Source organism: Caulobacter sp. FG121 (genome assembly GCF_057809815.1).
In genome coordinates this window covers 625,796-643,808 of record NZ_JBMDKR010000001.1, presented here as the reverse complement: position 1 = coordinate 643,808, position 18,013 = coordinate 625,796, and the positions used below count along the sequence as shown (strand labels likewise).

The window sequence follows — 18,013 nt, the reverse complement described above, 5'->3', positions numbered from 1 at the left end:
GGGCGCAGAGGGTGATCGTTGATCAGTTTCTCGAAGACAAACATCTGTTTGATCGGCACAATAACGTCGGGGAATGACTCTCAATCTCAGGAACAGGGCGCAGCATGGCGACCGAGCATTTTGACGTGGTGATCGTGGGCGCCGGCCTGTCGGGTGTGGGCGCGGGCTACCACCTGCAGGACAAGGCGCCGGGCCGCAGCTACGTGATCCTCGAGGGTCGCGACACCATGGGCGGCACCTGGGACCTGTTCCGCTATCCGGGCATCCGCTCGGACTCGGACATGTACACCCTGGGCTATTCGTTCCGGCCCTGGACCGACGCCAAGGCCATCGCCGACGGCCCGTCGATCCTCAAGTACGTCAAGGACACCGCCGCCCACTACGGCATCGACAAGCACATCCGCTACGGCTGCATGGTCAGGCGCGCCAGCTGGTCGACCGAAGAGGCCGCCTGGACCGTCGAGGTCGAGAAGGGCGGCGAGGCGCTGACCTTCACCTGCAACTTCCTGTTCCTGTGCGGCGGCTACTACAGCTACGTCGAGGGCTACACCCCCGACTGGGCCGGCATGGACAGCTTCAAGGGGCGTATCGTCCATCCGCAGAAGTGGCCCGCCGACGTCGACTACAAGGGCAAGAAGGTCGTCGTGATCGGCAGCGGCGCGACCGCCGTGACCCTGGTGCCGGAAATGGCCCGCGACGCCGGCCATGTGACCATGCTGCAGCGCTCGCCGACCTATGTCGTGTCGCGCCCGGCCGAGGACTCGATCGCCAACTGGCTTCGCACCAAGCTCTCGCCGATGGCGGCCTACGGCGTGACCCGCTGGAAGAACGTGCTGCTCAACATGGTCTTCTACAATCTCGCCCGGAAGAATCCGGCGAAGACCAAGGAGCGACTCGTCGCCATGGTCCGCGAGCAGATGGGCCCGGACTACGACGTCGCGACCCACTTCACGCCCAGCTACAATCCCTGGGACCAGCGCCTCTGCCTGGTGCCGGACGCTGACCTGTTCGACGCGCTCAAGAGCAACCGCGCCTCGGTCGTCACCGATCATATCGAGACCTTTACGCCCACCGGCCTCAAGCTGAAGTCGGGCGCCGAGCTCGAGGCCGACGTCATCGTCACGGCTACTGGCCTGAACCTGCAGGTATTCAACGGTCTGGAGCTGGTCGTCGACGGCCAGGTCATCGAGCCGGCGCAGACCTTGTCCTACAAGGGCATGATGTACAGCGACGTGCCCAACCTGGCGTCTTCGTTCGGCTACACCAACGCGTCCTGGACGCTGAAGTGCGACCTGACCTGCGAGTACGTCACGCGGCTGCTCAACCACATGAGCCGCACCGGCCAGCGTCAGTGCACGGCCCGCCGCAACGATCCGACGATCCAGGAAGAGCCGTGGCTCGATTTCTCGTCGGGCTACGTCCAGCGCACGATCGGCAAGTTCCCGAAGCAGGGCTCCAAGGCTCCGTGGAAGCTGCACCAGAACTACGCCCGCGACCTGATGGCGCTGAAGTTCGGTTCGGTGACCGATGAGGTCATGGTGTTCTCCAACCCGGCGCCGAAGACCTCGGTGAAGAAGGCGGCCTGAAGCGGCGCCGCCTTTCGCGGCGTTTGCGTTCCTGTCACAAGGCTGAGCCCGGTTCGTGCTAGCGGACCGTCTCTCGCCGTGACGTCTGTGACCCCATGACCGATGCCCCCCGCCGCCCGATCCTGAGCCTGAAGTTCCCGCCGCCGCCGAAGGCGCTACCGCCGCCTCCCGCGAAGGAGTCGCGGTGGAAGTGCAAGCCCTGCGGCGCGACCGTCGTGCTGACCGGCGCCGAGCCCGAGGCCCAGGAAATCCGCTGCCCGGCCTGTAACGCCAAACTCGGCCTCGCGGGGCAGTTCCTCAGCGACCCGCCCAGCCCGAAGATCCGCGCGCGTCGCTGATGGGTTGATTGACCCGAACGGTCCACGGTCGGACACTCCCTCCCTTCGGAACAGCGCGTCGCAGTGCGCGCACCGACGGGGGAGGCTGGAATGAACAACCGCTTGATCGGGATGCTCGCGGTCGCATCCGTGCTGTTCGGGCTGACGGCCTGCGTTGGCGGCGGCGCGCACGGGCTGAAGTCCGCCAGCCGGCAACCCAATGTGATCGTCATCCTCGCCGACGATCTCGGTTACGGCGACACCTCGGCCTATGGCGGGGCCATTCCGACGCCCAACCTCGAAGCCCTGACGGCCTCCGGCGTGCGGTTCACCAACGCCTATGTCGCGGCCGCGGTCTGCGCGCCATCGCGGGCCGCCCTGCTCAGCGGTCGGTCGCCGACGCGGTTCGGCTTCGAGTTCAACCCGGTCGGGCGCGACGAGCAGACGGGTCTGGCGTTGAGCGAGACCACGCTGGCCCAACTGATGAAGCGCGCGGGCTATGCCACCGGCATGGTCGGCAAGTGGCATATCGGCCAGGCCGCCGGCTATCATCCGCTGGATCGGGGTTTCGACAGCTATTTCGGCATGCTGGGCGGGGCCACCGAGTACATCACCAATCCCGCGGACGGCGACATCTCCGCCAAGGTCTATGGCGACGCCCAGACGACGCGCGCGGCCTTCCCGGTGTTCCGGGGCCGGCAGCCCGTCAACGAGTCCCGCTATCTGACCGAGGCCTTCACCGACGAAGCCCGCGGCTTCATCCGGTCCAACAAGGACCATCCGTTCTTCCTCTATCTGGCCTACACGGCGCCGCACACGCCCCTGCAGGCGACGAAGAAGTACGCCGACCGCTTCCCGAACATCGCGTCGCCCTACAAGCGCACCTACGCGGCTATGGTGTCGGCCCTCGACGACGGCATCGGCGCCGTCATGGCCGAGGTCCGCGCCCAGGGGCTGGAGCGCGACACGGTCATCATCTTCCTCAGCGACAACGGATGCGCCGGCTATATCAACGGCGGCTGCACGAACGCGCCGCTAGAAGGGGCGAAGGCAACCCCCTGGGAGGGCGGAATCCGCGTGCCCTTCGTGATATCCGCGCCGGGTCGCCTGCCGGCCGGCCGGGTCGAGGACCGGATGGTCTCGAGCCTGGACATTCTGCCCACCGCGGTCCGCCTGGCCGGCATCGCGCCGCCAGCGTCGGCGGAAGGCTTTGATCTCCTGCCGGCCGTGACCGGAGCCCGTCGGGGAGACATCCACCCGGCGCTGCTGTGGCGTATGGGGCCCAACCACGCGGTGCGGGAGGGGCGCTGGAAACTGCTCGTCGTCAACAAGTCCGAGGTCAAGGATGACCTCAGCCGCATCCTCGGATCCCCCGTTCCCGATGGCGTCCAGGCGACGATCGGCCCGCTGGGCCAATGGGTCCTGCTGTTCGACCTCGAGACCGATCCGGGCGAAACCCGCGACGTCGCCGACCAGCATCCCGATGTGGTCAAGCGTCTGGCGGGCCGGTTCGATGCTTGGGACCGGAGCAATGTCGCGCCGATGTTCACCAGTCGGCGTCAGGTGCAGACGGAGATCGGCGGCCGGGGCGTCCAGCTGTTCAACTAGATCGGCTAGCCGCTGCAGGCGCGTTGCGCCGGCGTCGACGGGCGCAGCCTGAGAAACAGCCGATAGAGGCGTTCGAGGACGGCCAGGATCGTCGGATGGCGGGCGATCAGGCCGAGGGGTCGGAGCAGCGGCAGAACCCGCCACATGGCGGCGAACGCGGCGGCGCCGGACAGCATCGGGCCATGGTCTTCGCGGGCATGGAACCGGTTCAGGAGGTCGGACCGGTCGATCGGGCAAGCCCCGTCGCCGGTTCCCACGTCGATGAAGTCGACGGCCGCGTCGCGGTCCAGCCGCCGCAACAGCGCAACTTCGCGCCGACAGAGCGGGCAGGATCCATCGAACCAGACGGTCACCTTGGTCATCCCGCGGGACCTAGGGCGTGCGGCGTCGATCTCAAGCCGGCGTCACGCCGTCGCGTCCGCCACCCGCGGCGCATCGACCCGCGCGCCCGGGAAGATGCGCAGGAAGTTCTCGGCGTAGAACTTCTCCCGCACCGTCTCGCCGCGGTCGCCCAGCGACGCCTCGAACCGGCCGATCGGATTCCGCCCGCCCTCGATGTGCGGATAGTCGCTGGAGAACAGGTAGAGGTCCGGGTTCGACTGGTCGATAAAGTTGCCGACCTCCTCGAAGACGAAGGGGGTGAAGGCCAGCTGCTGGGTGATCTGCTCCGACGGGATGCGGCTCAGGCCCTGCAGATTGGCGTCGTTGCGGCTCCAGTGCTTCACCACCCAGTCGAGTCGGCGCAACAGTTCGGGAACCCATCCCGCGCCGAGTTCGACGCTGGCGCCTTTCAGGCCCGGGTGCCGCTCCAGCACCCCGTCCAGCACCATCATGGTCAGGAAGGCTTCCGGTCCCTCATGCAGCAGGGCCACGTCCTTGGTGCGCAGGTTCTCGCCGCCGCCCAGCCAGTCCTTGGTCGGCGGGCGGCCATTGTTCATCCAGGCCTTGGCGAGCTGCAGCGGCGCGCCGCCCACATGCAGGAGGAAGGGCAGGCCGGCTTCGGCCAGGGTCGCCCAGAAGGGGTCGAGGTCGACGTGCCCGGGTGAGCGGTCGCCGCTCGGCCGGTGTGGAATCCAGACCGCCTCGAGGCCGCTGGTCAGCACCTGCTTCAGCTCGGCCATGGCCAGGTCCGGATCGTCGAGCGGAATGATGGCCACACCCATCAGCCGGTCGTCGGCGCCGCAGAAGTCGGCCATGTGCCGGTTGTGCGCCCGCGCTCCGCCATAGCGCAGACGGGGATCGATCTTCGAGCTCGGCGAGAAGGGCATGGCCACGCTGTGGGTGGCGAACACCAGCTGTTTGCGGAAACCCAGCAGGTCCATGGCCTTGCTGCGGTCGGCGCTGTTGAATGCCCCCAGCGCCTGGATTTCCTTCGACGCCTCGATCAGCCGGTCGCCCAGGGCGATCTGGGCGGCGACGTGGTCATCACTGTGCCGCCCGCCCTGGTCCATGATCACCGCCACCTCCTCGTCAGTGACGATCGAGGCGGAATAGCTGACCTCCGGGATCTCCTCCCGCAGCGCCGGATCGGCGTACCGCTTCAGGAAATCCGGCAGCTCCATGATGTGGCTGTCGGCGTCATAGAAAGCGCGCGTGGCGGGGGCGTAGGTCATGCTTCTCTCCCGGACGTCCGCCCCGATCCTGCGCCGGTGAAGGCGGGCGGGGCGTCACGTCCGGGGAGTATTCAACGCCTCGGGCGTGGAGTCACCCGTTCCCGGTCAGGCGGCGTCCTCGACCTTCAGGCTCTGACGCAGGTCCTTCTTGAGGAACTTGCCGCTCGCGTTGCGGGGCAGGGACTCCTTGAGCAGCCAGACGTAGCGGGGCGCCTTGTGCTTCGCGACCAGGCTGACGCAATGCTCGCGGATCTGGTCGGCCGTGAGGGTCTCGCCCGGCCTGAGCACGATGGCGGCGCCGACCTCCTCGCCCAGCCGCGCGTCGGGCACGCCGAACACGCAGCATTCGGCGATCGCGTGATGCTGGTGCAGCGTGGCTTCGACCTCGGCGCAGTAGATGTTCTCACCGCCGCGCAGGACCATGTCCTTCTTGCGGTCGACGAGGAAGATGAAGCCTTCCTCGTCGAGCCGGGCGACATCGCCCGTGTGCAGCCAGCCGTCGGTGATCGACTCGGCGGTGGCGTCGGGGCGGTTGATGTAGCCCTTGATCACCGAGGAGCCGCGCACCCAGAGCTCGCCGGGCTGGCCCGGGGGCAGGGGATTGCCGGCGTCGTCGACGACCCGCGTTTCGAAGCTCGGCATGGCGCGGCCGCAGCTGGCGGGCTTGTCGACAAAGAAATCGCCGCTGATCGAGGTGATGATCCCGCAGGTCTCGGTCATGCCGTAGCCGGTGTTGGGCCGGGCGGTGGCCACGGTGTTCTCGATCTTCTCGACGAGATCCGGCTGGATCTGCGCGCCGCCGCCGCCGACGGTCATCAGGCTGGAGGTGTCGTACTTGCCGAAGTCCGGGTGGGTGACCAGTTCGCGCGCCATGACCGGCACGCCGCTGACGCTGCTGATCTTCTCGCGTTCGATCAGCTTGAGCGCCTCGCCGGCGTCCCAGCGGTACATCAGCACCATCTTGCCGCCCGCCGCCGTGGTCGCGTAGGCGCCGCAGTTGTTGGCCGTCACGTGGAAAAGCGGCGTGGTCACCAGGGTGGCCGGGACCGGAACCGGCGCGTCGGGGTCGGGCATGACGCCTGTCCCGTGCGCGGTCGCGAGGGCCGTGACCTGACCAGCGAACATCATGTTGAACAGGTTGCTGACGCAGCCCCGGTGGGTCAGCTGCGCGCCCTTCGGGAAGCCTGTCGTGCCGGAGGTGTAGAAGATGCAGGCGTCGGCGTCGGGATCGATCTGGACGTCCGGCAGGTCGCCGCCCGTGGCGACGATCGCTGCCCAGGGCGTGGCCCCGACAGGCGCATCGGCGCGCACCGCCACCAGGGTCGCGTCCCCCAGCATGGCCGGGTCCTCGTTGATCCGGGCGATTCGCTCCTCGTCGGCGAACACCACCTTCGGCGCCGAGTCCTTCAGGCCATAGGCCATCTCCGGCGCAGTCCACCAGGCGTTCATCCCGACCACGGCCACGCCGATGCAGCAGGCGGCCCAGTAGATCAGCATCCATTCGGGATAGTTGCGCATGGCGATGGCGACCCGGTCGCCGGGCTTCACGCCTTGGGCCAGCAGCCAGTTGGCGATCGACGCCACCTGGGCATGGGCCTCGCCATAGGTGATCCGCTCGCCCTCGTAGACGAGGTAGTCGCGCTCGGCGAAGGGCAGGGTGGACAGCCAGACCTCACGCACGCTCGGCGGCGCGTTCCTGAACGCCCGGATCGTCGATCCGCGGACCTCGATCTCGGTGATTTCAAAGGGGGCGCCGGGCGCGGTCAGTTCCGCCCAGGCGTCGTTCAGTTCCGCGTAGTGCATCCTGTTCCATCCCTGTCTTGAACAGCGCCGACTTCTGATGGCCGGCTGCTTTGTGTCGTCATGGCGCCGGACCGGTTGGTCGCGGCGAAAATCATTGTCAGGTCGGCGCGGCGGCGGCGCGGCTAGCGCTCTCGACCTTGGCGCGATCAACCATCTGCAGGGTCGAGCTGGCCTTGGCCAGCACCTTGCCGGCCGGATCGAGCAGCCGACCTTCGAAAAAGCAGGTCGTGCGACCGCGTTTCTCGACCCAGGCCTCGGCGATCACCCGGCCGGGGCGGGCAGGCGCGAAAAAGCTGACCTTGAGCTCGAGGGACATCGGGACCGTCCCGGTTCCAAGCATGGCGATCGCCGCATGGGCCATGGCCGCGTCGATCCAACCGGTGACAAAGCCACCCTGCACCACGCCGCCCGAATGGCACATGTGCAGGCCGGCTTCGTATTCGAGCACGGCCCGGCCTTCGGGGTTCATCTCGATCCGCCGCACCAGCCCGAGCGTGCGGTTCAGGTCTTCAACGCCGGACGGCTGGAGGTCGGACATGGTGGCTCCTGGCGACTGTACCGGCGATGTCTAACCGGTTGCCGCAACGGCGCCTCAACGGGTTTTACCGGCCAGCAGGTCGGCGACCGCGCATGTCGCTCGAAATTCGAAGCCGCGCAGCCTCGGGAAACGCCGTTCGACGAAGGCCTACGTAGTTATCCTTAAGCGCAGACCCTGAATTTCAAGCCCTCGAGGCGCGGCCTAATCCTCCAGCATCAATCCTGGGGAATTGGTCATGATCGCCTCCACGACAGCATCGCATCGCTCCGCCGCGGCTCCGTACGAAGGTGCGCCCGAAGCCGCGCTCGACGCGCTCGCGCGGCTGGGTGTTCGCGACACCTATGGCAAGGATGAAGAGATCTATGGCCAGGCGGAACCGGTCGAGCGGATCTACTGCGTTGTCAGCGGCGCCGTTCGCACGACCCGCCTGATGTCGGACGGCCGTCGCCAGGTCGGCGAGTTCTACTTTCCGGGCGACGTCTTCGGGCTTGAGACGGGCCCCGACCATCGGTTCTCCGCCGAGGCGCTTTGCGATTCCGTGGTCCTTTCGGCGCGGCGCGCGATGCTCCGCGAGACCGATGCCGCCGAGACCTTCGACCTGATGATCCGTGACGCCACCGTCCGGGAGCTGGACCGCTCCCAGGATCACGTGCTCATGCTCGGTCGCAAGACCGCGTCGGAGCGGGTCGCCAGCTTCCTGCGGGGGGTCATCGCCAGGACCGGCGGCGCCGGCGATCTGCCGATGACGCGCCAGGACATTGCCGACTATCTGGGCCTGACCATCGAGACCGTGTCGCGCATGCTGAGCCAGCTGCAGTCGACCGCCGTCGTCGAGTTCGACGCCCTGCGTCACTTCCGCGTCCGCAATCCCCAGGCGCTCGAGCGACTCGCCGCCTGAGCGAATTTGTCACGCCTCGACCGCTATGCCCGGATGGGTATAGTCGGTCCGGGCGACCATGACAGACATCCGCAAATCCTATGATCCGGCAGTGGGACCCGAAGAAGCGCTTGAGGCGCTTCGGGAGCGGGAAGCCCACCTGCGGTCGATCCTGGACACCGTTCCGGATGCGATGGTGGTCATCGACGTTCGCGGCATCATCCAGTCCTTCAGCGCGACCGCCGAGCGGCTGTTCGGCTGGTCCGCCGAGGAGGTGATCGGGCGGAACGTCAGCATGCTGATGCCGCAGCCGTACCACGACGCACATGATGGCTACCTGGAGCGCTATCTCTCCACCGGCGAGCGCCGGATTATCGGCATCGGCCGCGTTGTCGTCGGTGAACGTCGGGACGGGTCGACGTTCCCGATGGAGCTTTCCGTGGGCGAAATGGTGTCCTCGGAGCGTCGCCACTTCACTGGCTTCGTCCGAGACCTGACCGAGCGCCAGGAGACCGAGCGGCGCCTGCAGGACCTGCAGTCCGAGCTGGTCCACGTCTCGCGCCTCACGGCCATGGGCGAGATGGCCTCGGCCTTGGCGCACGAACTCAATCAGCCGCTCTCGGCCGCCGCCAACTACCTCAAGGGGTCGCGGCGCCTCATCGAATCCGACACGCCCGATCTGCCGCGCCTTCGCGACGCTCTGGAAAAGGCTGCCGACCAGACTCTTCGGGCAGGGCAGATCATCCGGCGGCTGAGGGACTTCGTGGCCCGCGGCGAGTCTGAACCCCGGATCGAAAGCCTGCCCAAGGCAATCGAGGAAGCCGGCGTGCTGGCCCTGATCGGAGCCATTGAACGGGGAGTCCGCGTTCAGTACCGCCTCGACCGTCGGGTCGACCTCGTCCTTGCCGACAAGGTCCAGATCCAGCAGGTCCTGGTGAACCTGATGCGAAACGCCATCGAGGCGATGCAGGTGTCCGATCGCCGCGAGCTGACGGTCTCTGCCGTGCCCTTCAAGGGCGGCATGGTTGAAGTGTCGATCGCCGATACCGGGCCCGGCATCAGTCCGGACATCGCCGAGCGGCTATTCCAGCCCTTCTTCACGACCAAGTCGCAGGGTATGGGTGTCGGGTTGTCGATCTCGCGCACCATCGTCGAGGCTCACGGGGGCCAGATCCGCGTCGAGACCAACGACAAGGGCGGCGCGACCTTCAGGTTCACCTTGAGGGCGGTCCGTCCCGAAGATCTGGGTGACGATGACTGATTTGCTCGTTCACATCATCGACGACGACGCGGCGATGCGGGACTCGCTGCTGTTCCTCCTGGACACGGCGGGCCTCAGCGCCGTGGGAAGCGCTTCGGCGGCCGAGTTCCTGGCGACCATTCCCGATGCGACCCTCGGCTGTATCGTCACCGATATCCGCATGCCCGACATGACCGGCCTGGAATTGATCAAGGCGCTCCGCGCGGCGGGGCACGACTATCCGGTGGTGGTGATCACTGGTCACGGCGACGTTCCGTTGGCGGTGGAGGCGATGAAGGCGGGTGTTGTCGACTTTATCGAAAAGCCGTTCGACGACGAGACCCTCCTGGATGCGATCCGGATCGCCTTCCGGGACCGTTCGGCGCCCTCCGGGGTCAATCCGGAGCGGCAGGCGATCAAGGCGCGCATGGACGAGCTCTCGCCGAGAGAGCGCGACGTGCTGGGAGGCGTGGTCAGCGGAAAGCCTAACAAGATCATCGCGCATGACCTCGGCATCAGCCCCCGGACCGTCGAGGTCTATCGCGCGAACCTGATGACCAAGATGGGGGCCGGCAGTCTGTCGGAACTTGTCCGGATGGCGCTCGTCGCCGGCTACTGACGCGTTTTGAGGCAGATCAAAGTCCGGCCCGGACGAACGGGTCAGACTGCATGCCATGCGCCCTGAAAGCGGAACATCGGCCACCGGCCAGCCGACCGCGATCATTGTCGACGACGATGAGCATCTGCTGGCGGCGCTGCGCTTCTCGCTTGAGCTCGACGGCCTGCTGGTCGAGACGCACCGATCCACCGACACCGTCGATATGGCAGGGCTGCCTGCGGCCAACGCCTGCCTGGTTGTCGACTACCGTCTGCCAACCGCGAACGGGCTCGATTTGCTGACGGGGCTGCGCGCCGGCGGAGTCACCTTGCCGGCCATCCTGATCACCAGCCATGCCAGTCCGCTCGTTCGGGACGCAGCGCGCGCCGTCGGGGCGACCCTGATCGAGAAGCCCCTGCTCGGCGACACGCTCGTCCGCGCGATCCGCGCGGCGCTCTCCGCGAGGAATGATCCAGGTCAATGATCGCCTGCTTTCGGGCGAGGCCTACTGGCCTCCGAACCGAAAGGAGACACGCGATGCTCGAAACCCTGTCCGCCCTGCCGCCCGCGCACCAGGCCTATCTGATCATGGTCATTGTCGGCTTCTGCACGTTCGGCGTGACGCTCGGGACCGTGTCCACCTGGGTTAACCTGACGAAATAGAAGCCCGGACGCCGGCAGGGCTGCCCCGCCGGCGTCTTTCACAATCAAAAAATGACGCCCCCGTCATCGTTGAGGGGCCAGAAATCGGGAGACGGAAATGCTCAAAGTCACGCTGGTCGACGGCCCGCCGCAGGACGTCCGGGAGTTCGACGACGAACTGACCCACAAGCTGACGTCCGAGGACGTGGAGGTCATCCGCGAGATCTTCCGGACGCCCCTGACCGGGTCCTACAACTGGGACTACCAGGACGCCAACGCACGCATCCGCAAGCTCTACGAGCTCGGCAAGCGGTTCAACTGGGACGCCCAGATGGACGTCGACTGGGACGTTCCGTTCTCGCGCGGCGAGACCCCCAACGATCCGACGATGAACGCCTTCGCCGGTCACCCGAAGTATGAAGCGCTGACGCCGCAACAGAAGCTGGACTTCGCCTGGCGCAGCCATGCCCAGACGCTGTCGCAGTTTCTCCACGGCGAGCAGGGCGCCATGCTGGTCGCCAGCCAGCTGGTCAGCTGCGCCCCGACCTATGACGCCAAGCTCTATGCGTCCTCCCAGACCTTCGATGAGGCGCGCCACGTCGAGGTGTTCCACCGCTACCTGACCGAGCGCTGCAAGATCGTCTACCCGATCAACCCGAACCTGAAGCTGCTGCTCGACAAGGTGCTCACCGACGAGCGCTGGGATCTCAAGTTCATCGGCATGCAGGTGCTGATTGAAGGGCTGGCGCTCGCCGCCTTCCAGTCGATGACCCAGAGCACCCGCGACCCGCTGCTCAGGCAGATCCTTGAACTCGTGCAACGCGACGAGGGTCGCCACGTGGCCTTCGGGGTCAACTACCTCGAGGACTGGATCCGCGCGCTGCCGCAGCACGAGATCGAGGAACGCGCCCAGTTCGCCTACGAGGCCTGCGTGATCATGCGCGAGCGGCTGTTCAGCGTGGAGGTGCCGCAGGAGTACGGCTTCACCCTGGAAGAAGCCCGCGAGATCAACCACAAGGCCATGGCCGGCGGCGCATTCCGCGACTTCCTGTTCGCCCGGATGATCCCGAACCTGAAGCGGATCGGCCTGCTGACCGAGACCGTGCGTCCGAAGTTCGAGGCGCTTGGCGTTCTGCGGTTCGAGGATGAAGTCCACGACGGCCTGATCGACTGGGCGACCCTCGAGAAGCCTCTTCCGGTCACGCCTCGCCAGATGGCGGCCGAATAGCCTTCTACCCTCTGACACACTCCCTTTCGTCCAACTTCAGGCCCCCGGCTCCTCCGGCGCGGGGGCCTCTTTCTGTCTGGAGCTCGGCGGTGCCTTCAATTGATCCATGTCAATCGACTTGATGGAGCCACAATTGATCCACGTCAGGGCCCCTGGGTCAGGATCGATTATTGATCAGTTGTCCGGAGCAACTGACACCCCGGCCCAAGAGCAAGGGGATACCAGAATGAAAACCATGATCGCCACTGCGGTAGTCGCCGCTGCCCTGGCTGCCGCGGGCGCTGCTTCGGCCGAAGACTTTCAGCCCAAGACCGCCGGAACATGGCTGGTGGACGTGCGCGCCACGTCGGTGGCCCCTGACGAATCCGGCGCGATCTTCACGGCGGGCGGTGTCGACACCGGCCTGGACGTCAAGATCAACAACGACACGATCCCGTCGCTGGGGATTTCCTACTTCCTGACCGACAAGGTCGCCGTCGAACTGATCCTCGGCACCTCGAAGCACACCATTTCGGCCACGACCGCGCCGACCGACACGCCCGTCCATGACACCTGGGTCCTGCCGCCGGTTCTCTCGGTGCAGTATCACCCGCTGCCCGCGGCGCGCTTCAGCCCCTACGTCGGCGCCGGCATCAACTACATGATCTTCTACAAGGGCAAGGACCGGAACGGCTTCACGGTCGATTTGGACAACGGCTTCGGCTACTCGCTGCAGGCTGGCGCGGACATCGCGCTCCAGGGCCCCTGGTCGCTGAACGTGGACGTGAAGAAGGTCTTCTTCGACACCACCGCCAACATCAACAGCGGCGCCCTGCATTCGGACGTGACCATCGACCCGATGGTCGTGTCGGTCGGCCTGGGACGCAAGTTCTAGGCGGCGTCGCCGGAATCGAGACCGGCCAGCTCGGCGAGCTCGGCCGGTCGCTCGATACTCAGACTATGCAATGACAGGAGCCGGATCACCCCGCGGGTCTTCAGCCGCGATGTGACCCGGCTGACTGTTTCGGTGGTCAGACCCAGATAGTCGGCGATCTCGGCCCGGGTCATGGGCAGCTGGATGATCCGCCCGCCACCGCCCGCGCGCCGGTCGCGCGCGGCCAGATCGGCGAGAAACGACGCCAGGCGCTCGACCGCCGTCTTGCGCCCCAGCAACAGCATCTGATTGTGCGCGGCCTGCAGTTCGTGCGAGGCGCGGTCCAGCAGGGCCGCCTCAAGATCGGGCTGCTCGACCAGCATCTTGCGATAGGTCTTCTTCTGGAACCGGCAGGCCGATCCGGCGGTCAGCGCCTCGGCCGAGAACGCGTAGCGATCCCCCGTGGCCAGGCCGAGGAAGTCCCCCGAAAAAAGAAAGCCGACAATCTGCCGCCGGCCGTCCGGCAGCAACTTGTAGACCCGCACCGAGCCGGCCGTGATGTTGAACAGGTTGGTCGCGGGGTCGCCCTCGCGGACGAGGATCTCCCCGGGCGTGAAGGTATGGTGATCGGATATGCCGGACAGCTGGCGCAGGCCATCTTCGGCCAGCACGTTGCAGACGCTCAGATGGCGCGCGGCACAGACGCTGCACGGATCGACCCGACCGGTTCCGGCGCAGGCCGCGGCTTCGATGGTTCCGGTCATGCTGTTGGATTCCCCCAGATTCTATAGGCTTGACGCAGATCAACGATCCGGACGGGCGAGGCTGCGAGCCTTGCACCCACGATGGACAAGCGTCTGAACACTGTTGTTGTCACCCGGCTCTCGACCGATGAGATCGACGAGGCGTTTGGCTTGGCGAGGCTGACTTTTCCGGGGCTGACGCCCGGACGCTGGCGCTCGACCGCGCGGCGTTGGACCGCCCATCCGGGCGGCGCGACCGGGGCCTTGGTGGCCAGGGACGGCGCGGGGCGGCTGAGCGGGCTGGCGCCCTTCGCCGTGCGCAGCAATCTGCAGGCGGGGCGCAGCCTCTGGGTCGAGCGCGTGGCGTCGTTTTCGCTGCTGGACGGACGTCCGATCATAGCGGCGCTGGCCGATGGTCTGCGCGAAATCGCGCGCTCACAGGGTTGCCGGGGTATGACCGTGCAGATCGAAACGGGCGACCGGGCGCTGCTCGCGGCGCTTGGCCGCAAGCCGGGAAGCGCCCGGTCCACCCTGGTCAGCGCCACGCTCTAGGCGCGTCCGGTGTCGCGGCCCAGCAGGGTCGCCGCGCCTGCGAAGGCCATGATCGTCAGAGCCGCCGCCGGGAAGCACAGCGGGCAGTGCCCGAACAGCGCGGCCGTTTCTCCGCAGATCCGACCGTAGGCGGTCAGCTGCGGCCACTCCCGAATCACGATGCCGATCCAGAGCACGGCAGCCCCCAGGGCGCTGTGCAGGGTGATGAGCTCGAGCCGGGCCGTGTTGCCCAGCGTGGTAAGCGCGCGAACTTGCATCTTCGACTCCCCATTTAGCACCGCATTCTTTTCCTTGGTGCGGGCTCGCGGGGCCTTGATGCAGATCAACGCGACGACTCCCGGGCGGCCCTAGCTGAACCGTAAGACAGCTTGGGGCTTCAACATGACACAGGTATCGAAACCGGGCGGCGGATCGCTCGACGGGCCGATCCTACTGATCGGCACAATTCTCGGCGGGCTTCTGTTCGCCGTGGCCGCGGCGATGACGGACGATCCGTTGTTCCGCCTGCAGGCCTATATCTTCGTCGCCGCCGCGGTTATCGGCGGGTTTGCGCTCAACGCCGCGATGAGCGGCGGGCTGCTGAACAACGACTCCTCGAAATACATGGACGGCGTCGTCAAGGCAGGGGTCATCGCGACCATGTTCTGGGGCGCCGTGGGCATGCTGGTCGGCGTGGTCATCGCGTCACAGCTGACCTGGCCCAACATCTTCTATTTCCCGGACTTCGGCTTCCTGAACTTCGGTCGACTGCGTCCCCTGCACACTTCAGCAGTGGTGTTCGCGTTCGGCGGCAACGCCCTGATCTGTACGTCCTTCTACGTAGTCCAGCGGACCTGCCGGGCGCGCCTGTTCGGCGGCGTCCTGCCCTGGTTCGTGTTCTGGGGCTACCAGCTGTTCATCGTCGCGGCGGCGCTCGGCTACGTGACGGGCATCACCCAGAGCAAGGAATACGCGGAGCCGGAGTGGGTCGTCGACCTGTGGCTGACCATCGTCTGGGTCGGCTACCTGTTCACCTTCCTGGGCACCCTCTGGAAGCGCAAGGAACCGCACATCTACGTGGCCAACTGGTTCTACCTGGCCATGATCCTGACGGTCGCCGTGCTGCACATCGTCAACAACCTGGCCCTGCCGGTCGGGCTGCTGAACCACAGCAGCGTGCCGCTGTTCGGCGGCGTTCAGAGCGCCCTGACCCAGTGGTGGTACGGCCACAACGCGGTGGGCTTCTTCCTGACCGCCGGCTTCCTTGGCATCATGTACTACTTCGTGCCCAAACGGATCGGCCGGCCGATCTACAGCTATCGCCTGTCGATCGTGCACTTCTGGGCCCTGATCTTCATCTACATCTGGGCCGGTCCGCACCACCTCCACTACACGGCTCTGCCGCAGTGGGCGCAGACCCTGGGGATGACCTTCTCGATCATGCTGTGGATGCCCAGCTGGGGCGGCATGATCAACGGCCTGATGACCCTGTCGGGGGCCTGGGACAAGCTGCGCACGGACCCGATCGTCCGGATGATGGTCGTGGCCATCGCCTTCTACGGCATGTCGACCTTCGAAGGTCCGGTCATGTCGATCCGGGCCGTCAACGCGCTCAGCCACTACACCGACTGGACCATTGGCCACGTGCACTCCGGCGCCCTGGGCTGGGTCGGCTTCATCAGCTTCGGCGCCATATACTGCATGGTCCCCTGGCTGTGGAAGAAGGACCGGCTGTTCTCGAACGCCCTCGTCGAGTGGCACTTCTGGATCGCGACCACCGGCATCGTTCTCTACATCTGCGCGATGTGGGTTTCCGGGATCATGGAAGGCCTGATGTGGCGCGAATACACGCCGCAGGGCTTCCTCGCCTGGAGCTTCATCGAGACGGTCTCGGCCAAGCACGTCGAGAACATCATCCGGACCCTTGGCGGCCTGATGTTCCTCTCGGGCACCCTCATCATGATCTACAATCTCTGGCGCACGGTCCGGCTGCCGTCCGTCGAAACCAGCGACGCGCTTTCCGCGCCGCTCCCGGCAGCCGCCTGAGGACCGCGCCATGAACCTGTGGAAACATCACGGCAAGTTTGAGCGGCACTCGCTGCTGCTCATCATAGGCATCGTCCTCGTCGTCTCGATCGGCGGCCTGGTCGAAATCGCCCCGCTGTTCTGGATCAAGAACACCATCGAGAAGGTGGACGGGATCCGTCCTTACACCCCGCTTGAGCTGGCCGGCCGGGACATCTACATCCGCGAGGGCTGCTACACCTGCCACTCGCAGATGATCCGCCCCCTGCGGGACGAGGTTGAACGCTACGGCCACTACAGCCTCGCCGCGGAGAGCATGTACGACCACCCCTTCCAGTGGGGTTCCAAGCGCACCGGGCCTGATCTGGCGCGCGTGGGCGGGAAGTATTCCGACAGCTGGCACCGCGATCACCTGTTCAATCCGCGGTCGGTGGTGCCGGAATCGGTGATGCCTCCCTACGCCTTCCTGGCGACCAAGGACCTGCAGACGCGGGACCTTCAGGCCAGGGTTCGGGCCATGACGGCGGTCGGCGTGCCCTACACCCAGGAGCAGATCGACAAGACGCTGGTGGACGCCGAGGCCCAGGCCGATCCGTTCTCCTCGGACGCGCCGGACCTGCGGAAGCGCTACGGCGCCAAGGTGGTCAACCGCGACTTCGACGGCAATCCGGAACGGCTGACCGAGATGGATGCGCTGATCGCCTACCTGCAAATGCTCGGCACGCTCGTCGACTTCAGCACCTACCAGGCCGATGCGCCTGCCAACCAACGCTAGGGAGCGCGGACGATGACCTACGAATTCGCCGCACGCTTCGCCCAGCAGGGAGGGCTCATCTACTTCGGGCTGATCTTCCTGGCGGGCTGCGCCTACGCCTTCTGGCCCAAGAACCGGGACGAGTTCGTCCGCGCCGCAAACCTGCCTCTCGAGGAGGATGACCAATGACGGACAAAGTCCCCGAAGTTGACGACCACAGCGGCGTCAACACCACCGGCCATGAATGGGACGGTATTCGCGAACTGGACAATCCGCTGCCGCGCTGGTGGCTGTGGGTCTTCTACGCCTGTATCGCCTTCTCGATCGGCTACTGGGTGCTGATGCCGGCCTGGCCGGGTCTCAACAACTACACCCACGGCGTGCTCGGAAAATCCGACCGCGCTGACGTGGCCAAGGCCCTGGACGACCTCGCCACCGTGCGGGGCGCGGGCGCGGCGAAGCTCAAGACGGCCTCGCTGGCGCAGATCGAAAGCGACCCGCAGCTGCAGGCCTATGCCCTGCAGGTCGGAACCTCGATCTTCGGCGACAACTGCGCCACCTGTCACGGCGCAGGCGGCGGCGGCGGCAAGGGCTACCCCAACCTGCGCGACGACGTCTGGCTGTGGGGCGGGACGCTGGAGGATATCCAGCAGACCATCACCTACGGCATCCGTTCGGGCGATGATCAGGCGCGCATGTCGCAGATGCCGGCCTTCGGGCGGGATGGTCTGCTCCAGGCTCCGCAGATCGCGGACCTGACGGAATACGTCGTCTCGCTGTCGGGTCGTCCGGCCAATCCGGCGGCTGTCGCCCGGGCGACGCCGGTGTTCGTCGAGCAGTGCGTCAGCTGCCATGGTCCCGCCGGCAAGGGGACCCAGGCGCTCGGCGCACCCGACCTCACGGACGGCGACTGGCTCTATGGGTCAGATCGGGCCTCGATTTCCGGTCAGATCCAGAACGGCCGCGGCGGCGTGATGCCGGCCTGGGGCCACCGCTTCAGCCCGGAAACCGTCAAGGCGCTCGCCGTCTATATCCACGCGAACTCAGGTCAATAGTG

The 18,013-nt window shown here is 66.3% G+C and carries 21 protein-coding genes; 15 read left to right on the top strand and 6 right to left on the bottom strand.

The features are described 5' to 3' along the window. Positions 1-104: 104 nt before the first annotated feature. The 3 genes from ACODSL_RS03405 (at position 105) to ACODSL_RS03395 (ending at position 3,511) form a co-directional block, all read left to right on the top strand. Positions 105-1,586: a flavin-containing monooxygenase gene (locus ACODSL_RS03405; RefSeq protein WP_488899223.1), complete on the top strand. Its 1,482-nt coding sequence runs from the start codon at positions 105-107 to the stop codon at positions 1,584-1,586. Positions 1,587-1,681: 95 nt separating this feature from the next. Next, positions 1,682-1,924, top strand: coding sequence for a hypothetical protein (locus tag ACODSL_RS03400; protein WP_488899222.1), 243 nt, complete (start codon positions 1,682-1,684; stop codon positions 1,922-1,924). A gap of 90 nt (positions 1,925-2,014) precedes the next feature. Next, positions 2,015-3,511 (top strand): sulfatase-like hydrolase/transferase, encoded by a 1,497-nt coding sequence (locus tag ACODSL_RS03395; protein ID WP_488899221.1) that lies wholly within the window; start codon positions 2,015-2,017, stop codon positions 3,509-3,511. Between the two features lie 5 nt (positions 3,512-3,516). Here ACODSL_RS03395 and ACODSL_RS03390 read toward each other — a convergent pair whose 3' ends face one another. The 4 genes from ACODSL_RS03390 to ACODSL_RS03375 all read right to left on the bottom strand — a co-directional run bounded on the left by ACODSL_RS03390 (position 3,517) and on the right by ACODSL_RS03375 (position 7,465). Further along, complete coding sequence (locus tag ACODSL_RS03390) at positions 3,517-3,873, bottom strand: thiol-disulfide oxidoreductase DCC family protein (RefSeq protein ID WP_488899220.1); 357 nt, start codon at positions 3,871-3,873, stop codon at positions 3,517-3,519. Positions 3,874-3,915: 42 nt separating this feature from the next. Then, positions 3,916-5,124, bottom strand: a complete 1,209-nt coding sequence (locus ACODSL_RS03385) for an amidohydrolase family protein (RefSeq protein ID WP_488899219.1) — start codon at positions 5,122-5,124, stop codon at positions 3,916-3,918. A gap of 105 nt (positions 5,125-5,229) precedes the next feature. Continuing rightward, complete coding sequence (locus tag ACODSL_RS03380; RefSeq protein ID WP_488899218.1) at positions 5,230-6,927, bottom strand: class I adenylate-forming enzyme family protein; 1,698 nt, start codon at positions 6,925-6,927, stop codon at positions 5,230-5,232. Between the two features lie 97 nt (positions 6,928-7,024). Then, on the bottom strand, positions 7,025-7,465 hold the full coding sequence (locus ACODSL_RS03375) for a PaaI family thioesterase (RefSeq protein WP_488899217.1): 441 nt from the start codon (positions 7,463-7,465) through the stop codon (positions 7,025-7,027). 235 nt (positions 7,466-7,700) lie between these two features. On the opposite strand from ACODSL_RS03375, the gene ACODSL_RS03370 reads away from it, so the two are divergent. The 7 genes from ACODSL_RS03370 (at position 7,701) to ACODSL_RS03340 (ending at position 12,924) form a co-directional block, all read left to right on the top strand. Next, positions 7,701-8,363 carry a helix-turn-helix domain-containing protein gene (locus tag ACODSL_RS03370; protein ID WP_488899216.1) on the top strand — a complete coding sequence of 221 codons (663 nt, stop codon included), beginning with the start codon at positions 7,701-7,703 and terminating at the stop codon, positions 8,361-8,363. Between the two features lie 58 nt (positions 8,364-8,421). Continuing rightward, entirely contained in the window at positions 8,422-9,603 is a 1,182-nt protein-coding gene (locus ACODSL_RS03365) for a sensor histidine kinase (RefSeq protein ID WP_488899215.1), read from the top strand. Then, on the top strand, positions 9,596-10,201 hold the full coding sequence (fixJ, locus tag ACODSL_RS03360) for a response regulator FixJ (RefSeq protein WP_488899214.1): 606 nt from the start codon (positions 9,596-9,598) through the stop codon (positions 10,199-10,201). The genes ACODSL_RS03365 and fixJ overlap by 8 nt, the downstream gene beginning before the upstream one ends. A gap of 55 nt (positions 10,202-10,256) precedes the next feature. After that, positions 10,257-10,664 carry a response regulator gene (locus tag ACODSL_RS03355; protein WP_488899213.1) on the top strand — a complete coding sequence of 136 codons (408 nt, stop codon included), beginning with the start codon at positions 10,257-10,259 and terminating at the stop codon, positions 10,662-10,664. 53 nt (positions 10,665-10,717) lie between these two features. Next, on the top strand, positions 10,718-10,843 hold the full coding sequence (locus tag ACODSL_RS03350) for a hypothetical protein (RefSeq protein ID WP_488899212.1): 126 nt from the start codon (positions 10,718-10,720) through the stop codon (positions 10,841-10,843). A gap of 97 nt (positions 10,844-10,940) precedes the next feature. After that, complete coding sequence (locus ACODSL_RS03345; RefSeq protein ID WP_488899211.1) at positions 10,941-12,050, top strand: ferritin-like domain-containing protein; 1,110 nt, start codon at positions 10,941-10,943, stop codon at positions 12,048-12,050. Positions 12,051-12,276: 226 nt separating this feature from the next. After that, the gene (locus ACODSL_RS03340; protein WP_488899210.1) at positions 12,277-12,924 is read left to right on the top strand and encodes an OmpW/AlkL family protein; all 648 of its coding nucleotides are present in this window, start codon (positions 12,277-12,279) and stop codon (positions 12,922-12,924) included. Here the strand turns inward: ACODSL_RS03340 and ACODSL_RS03335 are convergent. After that, the gene (locus ACODSL_RS03335) at positions 12,921-13,667 is read right to left on the bottom strand and encodes a Crp/Fnr family transcriptional regulator (protein ID WP_488899209.1); all 747 of its coding nucleotides are present in this window, start codon (positions 13,665-13,667) and stop codon (positions 12,921-12,923) included. The two genes, ACODSL_RS03340 and ACODSL_RS03335, sit on opposite strands and share 4 nt — an antisense overlap. An 81-nt stretch (positions 13,668-13,748) precedes the next feature. On the opposite strand from ACODSL_RS03335, the gene ACODSL_RS03330 reads away from it, so the two are divergent. Continuing rightward, positions 13,749-14,198, top strand: coding sequence for a hypothetical protein (locus tag ACODSL_RS03330; protein ID WP_488899208.1), 450 nt, complete (start codon positions 13,749-13,751; stop codon positions 14,196-14,198). Here ACODSL_RS03330 and ACODSL_RS03325 read toward each other — a convergent pair. After that, positions 14,195-14,455 (bottom strand): hypothetical protein, encoded by a 261-nt coding sequence (locus tag ACODSL_RS03325; RefSeq protein WP_488899207.1) that lies wholly within the window; start codon positions 14,453-14,455, stop codon positions 14,195-14,197. The genes ACODSL_RS03330 and ACODSL_RS03325 overlap by 4 nt on opposite strands. 124 nt (positions 14,456-14,579) lie before the next feature. On the opposite strand from ACODSL_RS03325, the gene ccoN reads away from it, so the two are divergent. The 4 genes from ccoN to ccoP are packed head-to-tail and all read left to right on the top strand — an operon-like array spanning position 14,580 to position 18,011. Next, positions 14,580-16,223: a cytochrome-c oxidase, cbb3-type subunit I gene (ccoN, locus tag ACODSL_RS03320; protein ID WP_488899206.1), complete on the top strand. Its 1,644-nt coding sequence runs from the start codon at positions 14,580-14,582 to the stop codon at positions 16,221-16,223. Positions 16,224-16,233: 10 nt separating this feature from the next. Continuing rightward, a complete protein-coding gene (gene ccoO, locus ACODSL_RS03315) occupies positions 16,234-16,977 on the top strand; it encodes a cytochrome-c oxidase, cbb3-type subunit II (RefSeq protein ID WP_488899205.1) in 744 nt (247 codons plus the stop codon). Positions 16,978-16,989: 12 nt separating this feature from the next. Further along, the gene (locus ACODSL_RS03310; protein ID WP_488899204.1) at positions 16,990-17,145 is read left to right on the top strand and encodes a cbb3-type cytochrome c oxidase subunit 3; all 156 of its coding nucleotides are present in this window, start codon (positions 16,990-16,992) and stop codon (positions 17,143-17,145) included. Then, on the top strand, positions 17,142-18,011 hold the full coding sequence (gene ccoP / locus ACODSL_RS03305; protein ID WP_488899203.1) for a cytochrome-c oxidase, cbb3-type subunit III: 870 nt from the start codon (positions 17,142-17,144) through the stop codon (positions 18,009-18,011). The genes ACODSL_RS03310 and ccoP overlap by 4 nt, the downstream gene beginning before the upstream one ends. The last annotated feature ends 2 nt before the right edge of the window (positions 18,012-18,013 follow it).

Bases quoted from the DNA above. Each gene is read 5' to 3' on its own strand.
- ACODSL_RS03405 (WP_488899223.1), top strand. From the start codon at position 105: ATGGCGACCGAGCATTTTGACGTGGTGATCGTGGGCGCCGGCCTGTCG.
- ACODSL_RS03400 (WP_488899222.1), top strand. From the start codon at position 1,682: ATGACCGATGCCCCCCGCCGCCCGATCCTGAGCCTGAAGTTCCCGCCG.
- ACODSL_RS03395 (WP_488899221.1), top strand. From the start codon at position 2,015: ATGAACAACCGCTTGATCGGGATGCTCGCGGTCGCATCCGTGCTGTTC.
- ACODSL_RS03390 (WP_488899220.1), bottom strand. From the start codon at position 3,873: ATGACCAAGGTGACCGTCTGGTTCGATGGATCCTGCCCGCTCTGTCGG.
- ACODSL_RS03385 (WP_488899219.1), bottom strand. From the start codon at position 5,124: ATGACCTACGCCCCCGCCACGCGCGCTTTCTATGACGCCGACAGCCAC.
- ACODSL_RS03380 (WP_488899218.1), bottom strand. From the start codon at position 6,927: ATGCACTACGCGGAACTGAACGACGCCTGGGCGGAACTGACCGCGCCC.
- ACODSL_RS03375 (WP_488899217.1), bottom strand. From the start codon at position 7,465: ATGTCCGACCTCCAGCCGTCCGGCGTTGAAGACCTGAACCGCACGCTC.
- ACODSL_RS03370 (WP_488899216.1), top strand. From the start codon at position 7,701: ATGATCGCCTCCACGACAGCATCGCATCGCTCCGCCGCGGCTCCGTAC.
- ACODSL_RS03365 (WP_488899215.1), top strand. From the start codon at position 8,422: ATGACAGACATCCGCAAATCCTATGATCCGGCAGTGGGACCCGAAGAA.
- fixJ (WP_488899214.1), top strand. From the start codon at position 9,596: ATGACTGATTTGCTCGTTCACATCATCGACGACGACGCGGCGATGCGG.
- ACODSL_RS03355 (WP_488899213.1), top strand. From the start codon at position 10,257: ATGCGCCCTGAAAGCGGAACATCGGCCACCGGCCAGCCGACCGCGATC.
- ACODSL_RS03350 (WP_488899212.1), top strand. From the start codon at position 10,718: ATGCTCGAAACCCTGTCCGCCCTGCCGCCCGCGCACCAGGCCTATCTG.
- ACODSL_RS03345 (WP_488899211.1), top strand. From the start codon at position 10,941: ATGCTCAAAGTCACGCTGGTCGACGGCCCGCCGCAGGACGTCCGGGAG.
- ACODSL_RS03340 (WP_488899210.1), top strand. From the start codon at position 12,277: ATGAAAACCATGATCGCCACTGCGGTAGTCGCCGCTGCCCTGGCTGCC.
- ACODSL_RS03335 (WP_488899209.1), bottom strand. From the start codon at position 13,667: ATGACCGGAACCATCGAAGCCGCGGCCTGCGCCGGAACCGGTCGGGTC.
- ACODSL_RS03330 (WP_488899208.1), top strand. From the start codon at position 13,749: ATGGACAAGCGTCTGAACACTGTTGTTGTCACCCGGCTCTCGACCGAT.
- ACODSL_RS03325 (WP_488899207.1), bottom strand. From the start codon at position 14,455: ATGCAAGTTCGCGCGCTTACCACGCTGGGCAACACGGCCCGGCTCGAG.
- ccoN (WP_488899206.1), top strand. From the start codon at position 14,580: ATGACACAGGTATCGAAACCGGGCGGCGGATCGCTCGACGGGCCGATC.
- ccoO (WP_488899205.1), top strand. From the start codon at position 16,234: ATGAACCTGTGGAAACATCACGGCAAGTTTGAGCGGCACTCGCTGCTG.
- ACODSL_RS03310 (WP_488899204.1), top strand. From the start codon at position 16,990: ATGACCTACGAATTCGCCGCACGCTTCGCCCAGCAGGGAGGGCTCATC.
- ccoP (WP_488899203.1), top strand. From the start codon at position 17,142: ATGACGGACAAAGTCCCCGAAGTTGACGACCACAGCGGCGTCAACACC.